Source organism: Acinetobacter sp. GW821-FHT09D10, from assembly GCF_059416285.1.
Genome location: NZ_JBWKOW010000007.1, coordinates 33,351 through 48,384, shown reverse-complemented (window position 1 = coordinate 48,384; position 15,034 = coordinate 33,351). Strand labels below are relative to the sequence as shown.

Annotated in this window: 13 protein-coding genes and 4 tRNA genes; 8 read left to right on the top strand and 9 right to left on the bottom strand. The window is 41.1% G+C overall.

The genetic code is table 11. From position 1 onward, the window contains the following. Positions 1–40: 40 nt before the first annotated feature. The 4 genes from AC07M3_RS15090 (at position 41) to tcuB (ending at position 4,529) form a co-directional block, all read left to right on the top strand. Positions 41–835, top strand: a complete 795-nt coding sequence (locus AC07M3_RS15090; protein WP_494567664.1) for a substrate-binding domain-containing protein — start codon at positions 41–43, stop codon at positions 833–835. Positions 836–966: 131 nt separating this feature from the next. Beyond that, positions 967–1,896: a LysR family transcriptional regulator gene (locus tag AC07M3_RS15085; protein ID WP_080026359.1), complete on the top strand. Its 930-nt coding sequence runs from the start codon at positions 967–969 to the stop codon at positions 1,894–1,896. Between the two features lie 103 nt (positions 1,897–1,999). Then, the gene (gene tcuA / locus AC07M3_RS15080; protein WP_494567663.1) at positions 2,000–3,406 is read left to right on the top strand and encodes an FAD-dependent tricarballylate dehydrogenase TcuA; all 1,407 of its coding nucleotides are present in this window, start codon (positions 2,000–2,002) and stop codon (positions 3,404–3,406) included. Then, positions 3,396–4,529, top strand: a complete 1,134-nt coding sequence (gene tcuB / locus AC07M3_RS15075; protein ID WP_494567662.1) for a tricarballylate utilization 4Fe-4S protein TcuB — start codon at positions 3,396–3,398, stop codon at positions 4,527–4,529. Before tcuA ends, tcuB begins: the two co-directional genes overlap by 11 nt. Positions 4,530–4,607: 78 nt before the next feature. On the opposite strand, the gene AC07M3_RS15070 is transcribed toward tcuB, so the two are convergent. Then, entirely contained in the window at positions 4,608–5,141 is a 534-nt protein-coding gene (locus tag AC07M3_RS15070; RefSeq protein ID WP_033846700.1) for an HPP family protein, read from the bottom strand. A gap of 99 nt (positions 5,142–5,240) precedes the next feature. On the opposite strand from AC07M3_RS15070, the gene AC07M3_RS15065 reads away from it, so the two are divergent. Together AC07M3_RS15065 and AC07M3_RS15060 are read left to right on the top strand one after the other, a co-directional pair. Continuing rightward, positions 5,241–5,789: a TetR/AcrR family transcriptional regulator gene (locus AC07M3_RS15065; protein ID WP_092710163.1), complete on the top strand. Its 549-nt coding sequence runs from the start codon at positions 5,241–5,243 to the stop codon at positions 5,787–5,789. Positions 5,790–5,803: 14 nt separating this feature from the next. Further along, positions 5,804–6,463 (top strand): VOC family protein, encoded by a 660-nt coding sequence (locus AC07M3_RS15060; RefSeq protein ID WP_092710161.1) that lies wholly within the window; start codon positions 5,804–5,806, stop codon positions 6,461–6,463. A gap of 85 nt (positions 6,464–6,548) precedes the next feature. Here AC07M3_RS15060 and AC07M3_RS15055 read toward each other — a convergent pair whose 3' ends face one another. The 3 genes from AC07M3_RS15055 to AC07M3_RS15045 all read right to left on the bottom strand — a co-directional run bounded on the left by AC07M3_RS15055 (position 6,549) and on the right by AC07M3_RS15045 (position 10,601). Further along, entirely contained in the window at positions 6,549–7,778 is a 1,230-nt protein-coding gene (locus AC07M3_RS15055; protein WP_494567661.1) for a CaiB/BaiF CoA transferase family protein, read from the bottom strand. A gap of 52 nt (positions 7,779–7,830) precedes the next feature. Next, complete coding sequence (locus AC07M3_RS15050; protein ID WP_494567660.1) at positions 7,831–9,153, bottom strand: MFS transporter; 1,323 nt, start codon at positions 9,151–9,153, stop codon at positions 7,831–7,833. Positions 9,154–9,380: 227 nt separating this feature from the next. Continuing rightward, positions 9,381–10,601, bottom strand: a complete 1,221-nt coding sequence (locus tag AC07M3_RS15045; RefSeq protein WP_494567659.1) for an acyl-CoA dehydrogenase — start codon at positions 10,599–10,601, stop codon at positions 9,381–9,383. 245 nt (positions 10,602–10,846) lie between these two features. On the opposite strand from AC07M3_RS15045, the gene AC07M3_RS15040 reads away from it, so the two are divergent. Next, on the top strand, positions 10,847–11,797 hold the full coding sequence (locus AC07M3_RS15040; protein WP_494567658.1) for a LysR substrate-binding domain-containing protein: 951 nt from the start codon (positions 10,847–10,849) through the stop codon (positions 11,795–11,797). A 97-nt stretch (positions 11,798–11,894) separates the two neighbouring features. Here the strand turns inward: AC07M3_RS15040 and AC07M3_RS15035 are convergent, their stop codons facing one another. Further along, complete coding sequence (locus tag AC07M3_RS15035; RefSeq protein ID WP_494567657.1) at positions 11,895–13,070, bottom strand: zinc-binding dehydrogenase; 1,176 nt, start codon at positions 13,068–13,070, stop codon at positions 11,895–11,897. 402 nt (positions 13,071–13,472) lie between these two features. Between AC07M3_RS15035 and add the strand changes: the two genes are divergently transcribed. Continuing rightward, a complete protein-coding gene (gene add, locus AC07M3_RS15030; RefSeq protein WP_494567656.1) occupies positions 13,473–14,468 on the top strand; it encodes an adenosine deaminase in 996 nt (331 codons plus the stop codon). Between the two features lie 167 nt (positions 14,469–14,635). Here add and AC07M3_RS15025 read toward each other — a convergent pair. From AC07M3_RS15025 to AC07M3_RS15010, 4 genes are all read right to left on the bottom strand, one after another. After that, positions 14,636–14,712 (bottom strand) — tRNA-Pro (locus AC07M3_RS15025). A gap of 4 nt (positions 14,713–14,716) precedes the next feature. Next, positions 14,717–14,792 (bottom strand) — tRNA-His (locus AC07M3_RS15020). Positions 14,793–14,824: 32 nt separating this feature from the next. Continuing rightward, a tRNA-Arg gene (locus AC07M3_RS15015) sits at positions 14,825–14,901 on the bottom strand. A gap of 56 nt (positions 14,902–14,957) precedes the next feature. Then, positions 14,958–15,034, bottom strand: a tRNA-Pro gene (locus AC07M3_RS15010).

The following is a 15,034-nucleotide window of genomic DNA, read 5'->3' as shown; positions in this document are numbered from 1 at the left end:
GCTGCCGTACTGTGCTCTCCTATCATTAAAGCGAGATACTATGAAAAAGTCCCCTATCTTCATGACCATTTGCCTAGCTGGTGCAGGCTTAGGCTCGACCCTTGCTAACGCAGATACACTCGAAGTGATTAGCTCAGGCGGTTTTTATTCATCTATGGAAAAACTCATTCCAATATTTGAAAAGCAAACTGGCCATAACGTTCATCTCTCGTCTGGTTCATCCATGGGTGCATCGCCAACGGCGATTCCAAACCGACTCGATCGCGGTGAACATTTTGATGTCGTAGTGTTAGCGGCTCCTGAACTGAACAAGCTCGCAGAAAAGGGTTATGTAGATCCAAATTCGCAAAGTGCTTTGGTTAATTCAAGCATTGGTATGGCTGTTCCAAAAGGTGCGCCAAAACCAGACATTAGTTCTGCTGAAAAATTCGAAAAGGTTTTATTAAATGCCAAGCACATCGGCTATTCAGCAAGTGCAAGCGGCACGCATCTTGAAAAAGATGTTTTCCCAAGCTTCCCGCCTGTGGAATACAAAGTGATTTCTGGTAAAGCTGAAAAAGTAGTAGGTGATCGTGTTGCAAAGCGTATTGCTGAAGGTCAGTTTGATATTGGTTTCCAGCAAATTAGTGAAATCAAACCTTTTACTGGTCAATATGGTCAGGTTGATTTAGTCGGTCCAATTCCTGCGCCTTATCAGAAAGTCACCGTGTTTGCTGCTGGCATTGGTAAAAACTCTGAACATGAAAAAGTCGCAAAAGAACTCATCAAATTTGTGAAGTCACCACAAGCAACACAAATTATTGAAGAACAGGGTCTTGAGCAGGTTAAACAATAAAAGCTCTAAAAGGCAACATCTTGAGGTGATGTTGCCTTTACTCTTTTGGTGGTTTACTCAGCGTAATAGAACAAAATGTATAGCAATAAACCAGTGTAGAATAATCAATAAAGGTCAATGTAGTATTTGCCGTGGAACTCAAACAATTAAAGTATTTTATTGCAGTGATCGAGTCAGGAAGCTTGGGTAAAGCTGCAAAAAATCTCGATATTGGAACGTCTGCTTTAAGTCAGCAAATCTCAAAATTAGAAAGCGAACTCTCCATTCGCCTTTTACAACGCACCGCCCTCGGTACAGTTCCCACCCCTGCGGGTCTAGCTTTTTTTCAACAGGTTCAACTAGCGCTTAGGCATCTAGATCATGCCGTAGATTCTGCTCATTCTTCACGTTTAAGTGGTCATGTTACCGTCGGATTTTCTCCGAGTGTTGCAGCGGTTATTGGTACGCATTTTTTAAAACTCATGAGAAATCGTTATCCCGACATTAAAGTACGTTTAATTGAAGGGTTATCGGGTGATCTCAAAGCCTTAGTTAATGCAAGACAGCTCGATGTTGCTATCATCTTTAGTGACGATGTAGACCCGCAGTGGGCGATACAGCCTTTAGTCAAAGAACAGATGTTTTTAATTTCGCCTAAAGAAGTACTGAGCCAGTACCACCTTGAAAGCTGTATCGACACTCAAACCATTACCCATCCACAGCTGAAAGAACTTCCACTGATTTTACCGAGCCAACGACATGGGCTGCGTTTGTTGCTCGAACAAAAAATTCATCAACTTAAAGTGGCCTATGAAATTGATGGGCTACATTTATTAATGGAAAGCATCAGCCAACTCGAAATGGCAACCATTCAACCTGCGGGTGCAGCATTAAATTCACGGCAAGACTTATGTTTATTGCGTGTTGTAGAACCTGCCATTGAACGTATTAACTATTTAATTAGTCTCTCTGAAGAAGAAATTTCGCCTGCTACTTTAGCCACTAAAGTGGTGATTCGTGCCTGTGTGACCAACCTGATTAATGAAAAACGCTGGCCTGGTGCGGAGCTCATAAACACTTAAGCCGTTAGTGTTTATTTTTACTAAACACCCATTCAAGCTTAGCCTCTCACTTCACCCTCTCTTTTAAAGCTACATTAGCCCTAGCTGAGAAAGGGAGAAATCCATGCATGATGTGATTGTAATTGGTGGTGGGAATGCCGCACTGTGTGCCGCGCTCACGGCAAAAGAAAGTGGCGCGTCTGTGCTGGTGCTAGAAGCAGCACCTAAAGAATGGCGTGGTGGTAACTCACAACACACCCGTAACCTTCGCTGCATGCATGATGCTCCTCAAGATGTATTAGTAGATGCCTACCCCGAAGAAGAATATTGGCAAGACCTACTTAAAGTGACCGCAGGAAAAACTAATGAGCACTTAGCTCGTCTGGTGATTCGTAGCACGGCGACCTGCCGTGACTGGATGCGTAAACACGGTGTGAATTTTCAGCCGCCACTCTCTGGTGCTTTGCATGTTGCACGTACCAATGCCTTTTTTATGGGTGGTGGTAAAGCTCTCATTAATGCGTATTACCGTAGTGCTCAAGAACTTGGCATCGAAATTTTATACAACACAAAAATTAAAGATCTAAAGTTAAACCAAGGACATTTTGAAGCTGCAATTGCTGAAGATGGTCGTGTGTTTAAAGCGAAAAGCTGTGTATTAGCCGCAGGTGGTTTTGAGTCAAATCTGGAATGGTTAAGAGAAGCATGGGGACAAAATGAAAACGGCGAATGGCCTGCCGATAATTTCATTATTCGCGGAACCCGCTTTAATCAAGGTAACTTACTCAAATTTATGATAGATCAAGGCGCCGATATTATTGGTGACCCATCGCAATCACATTGCGTGGCCGTAGATGCACGAGCACCGTTATATGATGGCGGCATCTGTACCCGTATTGACTGCGTTTCATTAGGTATTGTGGTCAATAACAAAGCTGAACGTTTTTACGATGAAGGCGAAGACTTCTGGCCAAAACGTTATGCAATTTGGGGCCGTCTTGTGGCCAAACAGCCGCAGCAAATTGCCTATTCGATTATTGATTCAAAAGCCATTGGGCGCTTTATGCCACCTGTGTTTGCGGGTGTAAAAGCAAATAGCATTCAAGAACTAGCTGAAAAAATCGGGCTAGATGCAAAAACCTTATGCCACACCGTAGAAGAATTTAACCAAGCCTGCATACAAGGCACCTTTAACCACACGGTTTTAGATGACTGCACCACCCAAAATATTGTTCCTAATAAAACCCATTGGGCAGTTCCGCTTGATAAACCACCCTTCTATGTCTATGCCCTCAAACCCGGCATTACCTTTACCTATTTAGGTTTAAAAGTCGAAGACAATGCTGCTGTACGTTTTAACAATAAAGCCAGCCGCAATCTGTTTGTCGCAGGTGAAATGATGGCAGGTAACGTACTCGGTCAGGGTTATACCGCAGGGGTCGGCATGTCGATTGGCACGACCTTTGGACGCATTGCCGGAAAAAATGCAGCCCACTATGCACTTTCACAAGGAGTTGAACATGAATGCTAGCACTAAAGCCCTAATTCCAGTTGTTCAGCTCTCTGACCATGAGCAGGAAGTTCAAAGAGCGCTACAGATTTGTAATGCTTGTCGCTACTGCGAGTCATTTTGTGCTGTATTTGCGGCCATGACCAAGCGCCTTGAGTTTAATCAAGCCGATATTCATTACCTCGCAAACCTGTGCCATAACTGTGGTGCATGTCTACATGCTTGCCAATACGCCCCACCACATGAGTTTGGTGTAAATATTCCACAAGCAATGGCACAAGTACGTTTAGAAACTTACCAAGAGTTTGCTACACCTCAGCCTTTAGGCCGACTTTATAAGTCTGTCGGGATTCCTTTTGTCTCGGCATTAACACTTATTTTCTTTTTATGTATGTTAGCTGTGGTGTGGTACAAAGGCACCGACCTATTTGCAGGCTACCAAGGTAATTTCTATGCGATTTTCCCGCATAACTTTTTAGCTCTACTTTTTGGAGCGACCTTTACAGTTGCCATTGTGCTGCTCGGTATTGGAATTAGCAAATTCTGGCGACAAACATCTAAAGTCATTCATGGCAAAGTTGAGAAACCTGATCTAGTTCAAGCCACCCAAAATGTATTAACGCTTAAATATTTAGATGGTGGGCATGGCAAAGGTTGTAATGAACAAGATGACCGTTACACACAAATCCGTCGCGTATTCCATCACCTGACGTTTTATGGCTTTATGCTCTGCTTTGCAGCCACAGGTGTAGCGACTTTATATCACTACTTCCTCGAGCTACACGCACCTTATCCTTTCTTTAGCTTACCTGTTATTCTGGGCACTTTAGGTGGGCTTGGCTTAGTGATTGGGCCATCTGGCTTGCTCTATTTAAATCTTAAACGTCATCCATTACATGGTGACCACGAGCAAAAACCTGTAGATCGAGGCTTTATTTTCCTTTTAATTTTAGTCAGTGCTTCAGGCTTAGCTCTCATGGCATTTCGTAATACACCTTACATGGCACTTTTACTGATTTTCCATTTAGCTACGGTCATGACCTTCTTTATAACGATGCCATTTGGAAAGTTCGCACATGGTTTTTACCGCAGTGCTTCTCTACTCAAATTTGCCATCGAAGAACGTATTTCTAAAAAATCATAATTTTACTCAAAAGTATTCACTATCTTGGCATAGTGAATACTTTTATTATTTTTCAGCTCAAAATACTTCATGCCTTCCCTACTTTTTACTATTTAAAATTCCCAAGCCATACATCGGCCACTTGGTGCTCGCTTTAATATTATTAATCAGCATCGCCACCAAAACTAAAGAAACGGCGCCAACCAAAACAGGAAAAATTAAGAAACTCCACTGGTAATGTATGCTGCTCGCGGTGAGCAAAATAACCAAAGGATTGGCACCCGCAGGTGGATGAACACACTTAAACACTTGCATAAGTGCAATGGCACAGCCCACTGAAAATGCAATTGTAAAAATAGAAACACCCACAAATTTTAGAAAAAACAAACCCACAAAAGCCGAGATAAGATGCCCAAATATGATATTTCTCGGCTGTGCTAAAGGAGACTGCGACACGGTATAGAGCAAAACACAGGTCGCACCAAACGGCGCCATGATAAAAATATTGTGTGTGAGCTTACTCAACCACAGAAGTATAAAAATACTGACTGTACCCCCAATAAGACTTCTTAAAATATCAATTTTATTGGGCGATGGAGCCAGTTTTTCTTTGCCATAAAAGATCGAGAACATAGGTTTTATTCCTCAAACAAAAAGTTGCTTTTTAAAAAGCATATAGATAAAATCCTAAATAGTACAGATCTGTACTATTTTATTTTTTGGAAAAGACACATGTCAAAATCTGCCTTAAAAATATTAGATACAGCCGAGAAGTTATTTAACGAAAATAGTTTTGTCGGGGTTGGCGTCGACCTGATTCGCGATGAATCCGGTTGTTCCAAAACCACCATGTACACGTACTATAAAAATAAAAATCAACTGGTTCAGTCTGTACTGATTGCTCGTGATGAACGGTTTAAGCAAAGTCTTTTAGGCTATGTGGGAGATGCAACGGGGTTAGAAGCCATCAATAAAATTCTTGATTGGCATACCAATTGGTTTAGGCAAGATTTTTTTAAAGGCTGTTTATTTGTAAGAGCAGTCGCTGAATCTAACCAAGATGATCAAGACATTATTTCTATTTCTAAAGCCCATAAACAATGGATTAAAGTACTGATTGCACAAAACTGCAATATACCCAATGGTGAAGCTTTATCTGAGCTGATCTATACGGTGATTGAAGGCCTCATTAGCCGCTTTTTAGTCGATGGCTTCGATGAGGCCCTTGCAATAAATATGAAAAATTCTATTAATCAATTATTTAATATTCATCAACATTAGCATGAGAACTTAAAATGGAAGTGGACCATATTTTTATTTGTGTACAATCAGGCGCTCCCGAAGCTGAAACTTTAAAAAAATTTGGTCTAACAGAAGGCTCATCCAATAAGCATCCGGGTCAAGGTACAGAAAACAGACGCTTTTTCTTTAAAAATAGCTTTATCGAATTAATCTTTTTAAATAACCCAGAAGAAGCTTCAAGTGATCTAACCAATCCAACCCTGCTCTTTGAGCGCCTAAGTGCGAAAGACAATATCGCATCCCCTTTTGGTATTTGTTTTCGCCCTAAAAATAGAGATGATAACGGCGCAAAATTTCCTCATTGGGTTTACAAGCCAAGCTATTTACCAGCCAGCTTAGAAGTAAATGTTGCTAAAGATTCTGTGGTATCTGAGCCAATGTGGTTCTTCCTTTCATTTGCTTCACGACCAGACCTTGCTGCGAAAGAAAAACAACAACCACTTGTTCATAGCAAAGATTTATCAGAAATAACTTCTATCAAAGTTTCTATTCCAAACCTCGAACAGCACCCTACTTCGTTACTCTTCAATACGCTTGATAGTTTTGAAGTGACAAATGGATCAGAGCATTTAATGGAAATCAGTTTTGATCATGAACCTCAAGGAATGATTCATGATTTCAGACCAGAGTTGCCACTTATTTTTAAATATTAAGGCTCTTATTTTCCAATAAAAAACTGTGATTTATTGCAAATCACAGTTTTCATTAAAATTGAATCACATTAAAAACGGCAATAACTTAAGCAATTTTCCCATCAATAATGCCTTTCTCTTTTAACGTAGCCAGCTCCTCTGCTGTTTTAAATCTCGATAAGATTTGAGCAGTATGTTCACCAAGCTCTGGCGGTGCATGATGATATTCAACCGGAGTATCAGACAGCTTCATTGGTGAGCCAATCGTTTGGAAGTTTTCATTTAAACGATGGGGAATATTGACCACCAAATTACGATGCACAATTTGTGGTTCATCCAAAGCATCTTCAATAGAGTTGATAACACCTACAGGTACTTTTAAAGCATGAATCATCTCAACCCATTCTTTGGCAGTTTTCTGCAAAAAGTACTCCGACAATAAAGGAATCAGTTCATTTCGATACTTTACACGGTCTTGATTACGCACAAATTTTTCATTTTCGAGTAACTCTGGATAACCAATCGCAATACACAAATCTTTAAACTGTTTGTCGTTACCGCAAGCAATAATAAATTCTTTATCTTTAGCCTTAAAAGTTTGATACGGCACAATACTTGGATGTTGATTACCCATGCGCTGTGGTGCTTTACCTGAGGCTAAATAGTTCATTCCCTGATTTGCCAGTGCCGCAACCTGCACATCAAGTAGTGACATATCAATATATTGACCACGCCCTGTGTGCGAACGTGCAATTAAGGCCGCTTGAATGGCAATGGTTGAATACAATCCAGTTTGAATGTCTACCACAGCCACACCAACCTTTTGCGCACCACCGCCTGTGACATCATCAGGTTCACCGGTAATGCTCATTAAGCCAGACATACCCTGAATAATAAAGTCATAACCGGGTTCTTCCGCACGCGGACCATCTTGCCCAAAACCGGTAATCGAGCAATAAACAAGATTGGGGTTGAGCTCACTTAATGAGGCATAGTCCAAACCATATTTAGCCAAAGATCCTGTCTTGTAGTTTTCAATTACAACATCGGCAGTCTTAGCAATTTCATAAATTAAAGCCTGACCTTCGGGTGTAGTAATGTCCACGGCAACAGAATATTTATTACGGTTGGTACACTGAAAATAGCCAGATTCACGGGTCATGTTTCCGTCTTGATCGGGCATCCATGGCGGCCCCCACATGCGAGTGTCATCGCCAACTCTAGGACGTTCAATTTTAATCACTTCTGCGCCAAGGTCTGCCAAGATTTGCCCACACCATGGCCCCGCAAGCACACGACTTAAATCTAAAACTCGAATTCCTTGTAATGCACCCATAACGATACCCTTATCTTTTTAGAAGGTACTCAACGCACCTTCCTGTCATTGTTTATGATTGTTTTTGAGGATCGTACTGACGATCTTTAATAAATAGGCCTGGCAATACACCCGCAACAAAATACGCAGCGCCCATTACAATAAAGGCCATGGTAAACGTACCGCCCGATGCCAAGAAACCAATGGTAGCTGGTGCAATAGCTGCCCCAACACGACCAATGTTATAAGCACCGCCAATGGCTGTTCCGCGCACATCAGTTGAAAAACTTTCAGCCATATAGGTCGCGTTCACACCGTATGGAATGCCATATAGGAAGCCAAAGGTGATCAATAAATACAAAATATTGTCAGGCGTATTAAAGAAAATAATGATTGGCAAGAACACGGCACTGGCAATTGTTCCAAACACAAAAACAGCACGGCGATTAAATTTATCAGCAAGATAACCCGCTAAAATTTTGCCTAGAATCATTGCGGTATATGAACCCACCATATAACTGGTTAAGTTTTTAAAGTTCATATGCACTTCTGTTTCTAAATAACTTGGCATCCAGTTGTTAATACCGTAATAGCCAAACTGTAAGAAGAATGCTGTAGTCATCCACAACAAAAACATTTTACGGTGCTTAAAGTTATTAAAAATTTGCTTATAGATGCTGCTACTTTTGGGTTTATCAGTCGCTACAATTTCTTGAGGCTGTCTGTTGCCTTGCAAGCTTTCAATTTTAGTGAGCTGCCAAGATTTTGGCTCTGGCACAAATCGTTGTAGGAAAATATTAACAAAAGCAGGCACCACGGTCAGAAAAAATAAAACACGCCAGCCATGATCCGGAATAATCGCCCCTGCTAATAACGTCGCAGCAATATAACCTACCGTTTGACCAGTCTGTAACGTGCCCAATACGGTTGTACGGTAAGTGGTTGGCACATATTCAGCCATTAAGGTATTACAGGCCATATAGAGTGCTCCGATTCCTAAAGCACCAATAAAGCGTAAAGCCATAAATTGCTCGAAGCTTTGCGTAAAACCTAATAAACAAGTCGCTACTGAAAAGAAGGTCACTGAGTTGGCAATGGTTCTTACACGACCAAACTTGTCACATGCCCAGCCACCTAAAATACCGCCAACGCCCATACCTGCCAAGGAAGCACTACCCAATGCACCTGCTTGAAAGGTACTTAAACCAAACTCTGCCTTTAAACTGGTCAAGCTATAAGACAGCAGCATAATATCAATGCCATCGACCACCATCGCAAAATAGGCAAATAACAACGCCCATTTCCATGTATGAGGTCCGATCTTTTCATATGTTCCAAGATTACTTGGAAATGTATTTCTTAACTCTTTCGATATTACTTGAACGTCATTGTTCATCTTTAGTTCCTCATTTTCCCAAATGAGTCATCGATAGCCTACTTATGTTTTCTGTATGACTTAATCTTCTATAATTTTCATAATCTTACATTTAGTTTTAAGTACACAGAGGCGCATCTTTACATGAGCATCCTTACGATGAATCTTGTCATTATCCATAAATTTTTGCGTAAAAATCCCTAAAGGTGCTCTCGAAAGAACACCTCTATCTTTTAAAAATTAATGAGTTAGTTACTAAATGCCGCGATACCTGTTTGTGCACGACCTAAAATTAAGGCATGAACGTCATGTGTACCTTCATAGGTATTTACGACTTCAAGGTTAACCAAATGACGTGCTACACCAAACTCGTCACTAATACCGTTTCCACCCATCATGTCACGTGCCATGCGGGCAATATCAAGCGCCTTTCCACAGTTGTTACGCTTAATTAAAGATGTGCCTTCAACTGACGCAATGCCTTCATCTTTCATACGCCCAAAACGTAAAGCTATTTGCAAACCTAATGCAATTTCAGTTTGCATATCTGCCAGTTTCTTTTGAATCAGCTGATTTGCAGCCAACGGACGGCCAAACTGTTTTCGGTCCATTGTATATCGATGCGCAGTATGCCAACAGAACTCGGCAGCGCCCATTGCGCCCCATGCAATGCCATAGCGGGCACTATTTAGGCAAGTGAACGGACCACGTAATCCTCGAACTTCAGGGAATGCATTTTCTTCAGGTACAAAAACGTTATCCATCACAATTTCACCCGTAATTGATGCACGTAGACCGACCTTGCCATGAATGGCAGGCGCAGATAGCCCTTCCCAGCCCTTTTCTAAAATGAAGCCTCGAATATCACCAACATTACCTTCAGCAGAAACTTCTTTTGCCCAGACGACAAATACATCGGCAATCGGACTGTTGGTAATCCACATTTTTGCGCCACTTAAACGGTAACCACCGTCAACTTTTTTAGCACGGGTAATCATACTGCCCGGGTCTGAGCCATGATCAGGTTCGGTCAAACCAAAACAACCAATATATTCACCAGTGGCCAGTTTAGGTAAGTACTTTTGCTTTTGTTCTTCGGTACCAAATTCATTAATTGGGACCATCACCAATGAGCTTTGCACGCTCGCCATAGAGCGGTAGCCTGAATCCACATATTCAATTTCACGCGCAACCAAGCCATAACTCACATAGTTCAAACCCGCACCGCCATATTGCTCAGGAATGGTTGGACCCAGTAAGCCAAGCTCTCCCATTTCACGGAAAATAGATGGATCTGTTTTTTCATGACGGAATTGTTCAAGTACACGCGGTTGCAAACGTTCTTGGCAATAGGCATGAGCCGCATCACGAATCATGCGCTCATCTTCGGTAAGCTGTTGCTCAATTAAAAAAGGGTCTTGCCAGTTAAATTGAACTTTTGCTTTTTTTGTTGTCACCATGTGATTCATCGCATCCTCTGCTTGATTTGATCTTCTTTATTTAACTCGATGTTATGCGTGAAAAATGCAGTAATCAAACGATAAATGTTCATGCAGATATGCGACTTACGCATATTTAAAATATGACGTATTAAATTTAGATATTTAATTCGTTGTATTTCATTAAAAATGGCTTATTTTTATACTAAACTTAGATATCTGCATTTAGGTCATATGCTGTTTTGAAATATGACGACAAATAAAAGGATTTATTTATGCGAAGAAGTATCCCGTCCATTCAGGGTTTAATTTGCTTTGAAAGTGCAGCAAAACATCTAAGTTATACCTATGCTGCGCAAGAGTTATGCATTACCCAAAGCGCGGTCTCTCGCCAAATTCAGCAGTTAGAAGATTTCTTGGGCGTTGAATTATTCATACGTACTCGGCATGGCGTTGAACTGACCATTGCAGGCCAACAATATTTTAAAAGCATTAAACCCTACTTGTTAGGGCTAGAGAAATGTACCGCCGATGTCATTTCTCATAAGGGGTTAGGTGGTACATTAAAATTAGGTGTGGTTCCCACATTTGCTACGCGTTGGTTATTACCCAAACTTCATCTTTTAAATCAAAAATGCCCTGAAATTACGGTTCACTTAGAGACCAGTACCAAGCCATTTTTATTTAATGACAATATTTTTGATGCAGCTATTTTTGCAGGTACGCAGCAGCAAATTGACCACTGGCCCGGCATACAAGCCCATTATTTAATGGATGAAGAAATTGTACCTGTTTGCTCACCAAGGCTGATCGAAAAGTATTTTCCAGATGCCATCATGATCAATGAAAATACCTATGATTTAAGCCCAGAAGATTTACTTAAAATTCCCCTGCTACAACAAACCACTCGGCCTAGCATTTGGCAAGAATGGTTTCTGACTCATCACATGCAACATCCAAAGCCTTTTGATGGACAACGTCATGAGTTATTTTCAATGCTTGCTGTGGCCGCCAGCCATGACATGGGAATGGCTTTAATTCCACAAATGTTGATTGAGTCTGAACTACAAAAAAAAGAACTGGTAATTGTTTCCAATAAAAAACTAAAAGGCAGCCGAAAGTACTACCTTATTCATTCAAGCCAAGACATCACACCGACCATTCAGAAATTTGTCGATTGGATTCACCACGAATTAGAGCAGCTAAAAAGTAACACAGCTCTATAGCTATTATTGAACACCCAATATTGCGATCTATACTCATAAAAAAAGGTTGTGATTGACCAGATCACAACCTTTTTAGTTAAGCGTAAATGACTTTGTATTAATGACTCATCAATTGAATATCAGAACCACGACGTGTCGGGTCAATCAAAATTTTGGCATGCTGTTCAGGGTCTCGTAACGCTTCAAATGCACTCGTAACACCCTCTAAACCGACAACACCTGTAATCAGTGGTGAGCAGTTCACTTTACCCTCAGCAATCATGTGTAGAGCGTCTCTAAACTCAAGCGGTGTATAGCCCAACACAAATTGAATTTCTAACTCTTTATTAATCGCAAGTGCAGGTTCTATTTTGTCACTTTGCATGCACACGCCCACCCCAACAATTCGGGAAAACAAAGGTGCACCTTCAATAATTTGCTGTAAAACACCCGGTACGCCCACACACTCAAAAACAACAGGACGTTTTGGCAAAGCGCCTAACTTATCAATCATGCGCCACCCATGCCACCAAGGTAAGCGCGTCGCTTGTAACTTATCAAACAGCCCCATGCCCATATTAATTGCATCAGATACATTGCCAAGCAAACCAAACTCTTTCCAGTTGGCAAATGGCGATGTTTCTTTCGGATCTACCACAATATCAGCACCGCATTGCTCGGCAAGCTTACGGCGGTTTGGTGAAAAGTCGCTGGCAACCACAGTTTTAACCCCAGCAGCTTTAAGCATTAATATGACACCTAACCCGACAGGACCACAGCCAATTACAATCGCAGGTTCACCAGTTTTCACACGGCTACGGCGAACAGCATGCAATGCAACAGCCATAGGTTCAGTCATGGCCGCACTATCTGCATCTAGACCATTGGGTACTTCAAACATCAAGCTTGATTGAGCCAATACTTGCTCGGCATAACCACCCGAAGCATTTGGAGAAAGCCCCGTAGATAAATAACCATGCTGGTCTACATTCAAAAGAGGCATCGCACAAACAAGTGTATCTGCTTTAAATTTATGACGAGTTTTTGGGCCATAATCCAAAACTTTGCCACAAAACTCATGTCCCAGTACAAACGGATCAGTAGATTTTGCTAAACCATTAAACCCGACACGTGCAGCTAAATCATGCATGTGGTCGCAGTGATGTTGCATATGCAAATCAGAGCCACAAATCCCGCATCGAACCACTTCTAATAACACCTGTCCTTTTGTAGGAGTTAATTTCGGTTGGTCCACCACTTCTAATTTTGCTTGATGACAAAGTACCGACTTCATTTGAACGCTTCCTATTTCTTCTTTTCATTTACTTGCCAGAAATAGATTTCTACAGATAAATTAATCGCCTTATCAGTTTGGTCTTTAGCAAGCCTTTGCTCATCTTTACAAGTAACAGACGAAATACCAATGACCATTCTTTAGCCAATCCATTGTTAAAGAGTCAACAGTAGACAGGCTCAGCGAGATTAAAAACAATAAAAATCTTAGTGCTTGTATCTTACACAGACTGCGTTATCTTCTTAGGCCAGAACAATGTCATCAAAATTAAAACTTAAACGAATATCTTAAGTTCAAAAAACTCAACTAAACCCCTTTTCACAAAAACATAGCAAATCCAAACTTTTATCAGTGCCCCTAAACAGGCATGATGAATTGATATGAACAGATAAGAAGAAACCTATGATTACAAAAACACTTCCCCTTACAGATATTCATCGCCACCTTGATGGCAACATCCGTATTCAAACCATTTTAGAGTTAGGGCAACAATACCATTTAGATTTGCCTGCCTACGACATTGAATCTTTACGCCCCCACGTACAAGTGATTGACAACCAACCTGACTTATTAAGTTTTTTATCGAAGTTGGATTGGGGAGTAAAAGTATTAGCGAGTTTAGATGCCTGTAAACGAATTGCATTTGAAAACATGCAAGATGCTGCACAACAAGGCCTAGACTATGTAGAACTTCGTTTCTCACCAGGTTACATGGGCATGACGCATCAACTACCGCTTGAGGGAGTTGTTGAAGCGGTTATTGCTGGTGTGAAAGAAGGCAGTCAGACTTACGGGGTAAAAGCGAATTTAATTGGCATCATGAGTCGTACTTTTGGTCAAGAAGCCTGCGAAAAAGAATTAAATGCCCTACTTACCCATAAAAATGATATTAAAGCTTTAGACCTTGCTGGAGACGAACTTGGTTTTCCGGGCAACTTATTTATTGATCACTTTAAAAAAGCACGTGATGCAGGTTGGCACATTACGGTACATGCAGGAGAAGCTGCTGGTCCAGAAAGTATTTGGCAAGCAATTCAAGAATTAGGTGCTGAACGGATTGGACATGGTGTTAAAGCGGTTCAAGATTTGAAGCTGTTAGATTATTTAGCTAAACATGAGATTGGTATTGAGTCTTGCCTGACTTCGAACATTCAAACCAACACAGTACCTTTATTGGTACAACATCCATTAAAGACTTTTTTAGAGCATGGTGTTCTTGCCACTATTAATACGGATGACCCTGCTGTAGAAGGCATTGAGATACAACATGAATATTTAAGTGCTGCCCCATTGGCAGGATTAACCCCTGAACAAATTTATACAGCTCAAGAAAATGGACTTAAAATCGCATTTTTATCAGATGAAGAAAAAGATGAGTTAAGACAAAAATATCAGTAATAGAGAATAGAGGTTATATGTATATAAGGAATACGAGTTCAAATATTGGAGGGCATTTGAATTAAAATTTTGAAATAGAAAACAAAAAAAATTCCTTCTATCTATAAGATAAGAAGAAATTCTTTTTAATATTTGGGATATTTTTAAAGCTTGAACGCTTTTAAATATGGTCGGAGCAGTAGGATTCGAACCTACGACCCCCTGGTCCCAAACCAGGTGCACTACCAGGCTGTGCTATGCTCCGAAATTGGGGTGAATGACGGGATTCGAACCCGCGACAACTGGAATCACAATCCAGGGCTCTACCAACTGAGCTACATCCACCATCAAATAGTTCTATGTACCAAGCTACCGAGTGGCGCGCCTGACAGGATTCGAACCTGTGACCATCCGCTTAGAAGGCGGATGCTCTATCCAACTGAGCTACAGGCGCTTAACCGATGATGCTTATCATGCGATACTTCGCCGATCTTAAAATATTATTTTAAGTGGTCGGAGCAGTAGGATTCGAACCTACGACCCCCTGGTCCCAAACCAGGTGCACTACCAGGCTGTGCTATGCTCCG

What these genes read in the sequence shown, in the direction of transcription:
- AC07M3_RS15090 (WP_494567664.1), top strand. Translation starts at nt 41, where the DNA reads ATGAAAAAGTCCCCTATCTTCATGACCATTTGCCTAGCTGGTGCAGGC.
- tcuA (WP_494567663.1), top strand. Translation starts at nt 2,000, where the DNA reads ATGCATGATGTGATTGTAATTGGTGGTGGGAATGCCGCACTGTGTGCC.
- tcuB (WP_494567662.1), top strand. Translation starts at nt 3,396, where the DNA reads ATGAATGCTAGCACTAAAGCCCTAATTCCAGTTGTTCAGCTCTCTGAC.
- AC07M3_RS15070 (WP_033846700.1), bottom strand. Translation starts at nt 5,141, where the DNA reads ATGTTCTCGATCTTTTATGGCAAAGAAAAACTGGCTCCATCGCCCAAT.
- AC07M3_RS15065 (WP_092710163.1), top strand. Translation starts at nt 5,241, where the DNA reads ATGTCAAAATCTGCCTTAAAAATATTAGATACAGCCGAGAAGTTATTT.
- AC07M3_RS15060 (WP_092710161.1), top strand. Translation starts at nt 5,804, where the DNA reads ATGGAAGTGGACCATATTTTTATTTGTGTACAATCAGGCGCTCCCGAA.
- AC07M3_RS15055 (WP_494567661.1), bottom strand. Translation starts at nt 7,778, where the DNA reads ATGGGTGCATTACAAGGAATTCGAGTTTTAGATTTAAGTCGTGTGCTT.
- AC07M3_RS15050 (WP_494567660.1), bottom strand. Translation starts at nt 9,153, where the DNA reads ATGAACAATGACGTTCAAGTAATATCGAAAGAGTTAAGAAATACATTT.
- AC07M3_RS15045 (WP_494567659.1), bottom strand. Translation starts at nt 10,601, where the DNA reads ATGAATCACATGGTGACAACAAAAAAAGCAAAAGTTCAATTTAACTGG.
- AC07M3_RS15040 (WP_494567658.1), top strand. Translation starts at nt 10,847, where the DNA reads ATGCGAAGAAGTATCCCGTCCATTCAGGGTTTAATTTGCTTTGAAAGT.
- AC07M3_RS15035 (WP_494567657.1), bottom strand. Translation starts at nt 13,070, where the DNA reads ATGAAGTCGGTACTTTGTCATCAAGCAAAATTAGAAGTGGTGGACCAA.
- add (WP_494567656.1), top strand. Translation starts at nt 13,473, where the DNA reads ATGATTACAAAAACACTTCCCCTTACAGATATTCATCGCCACCTTGAT.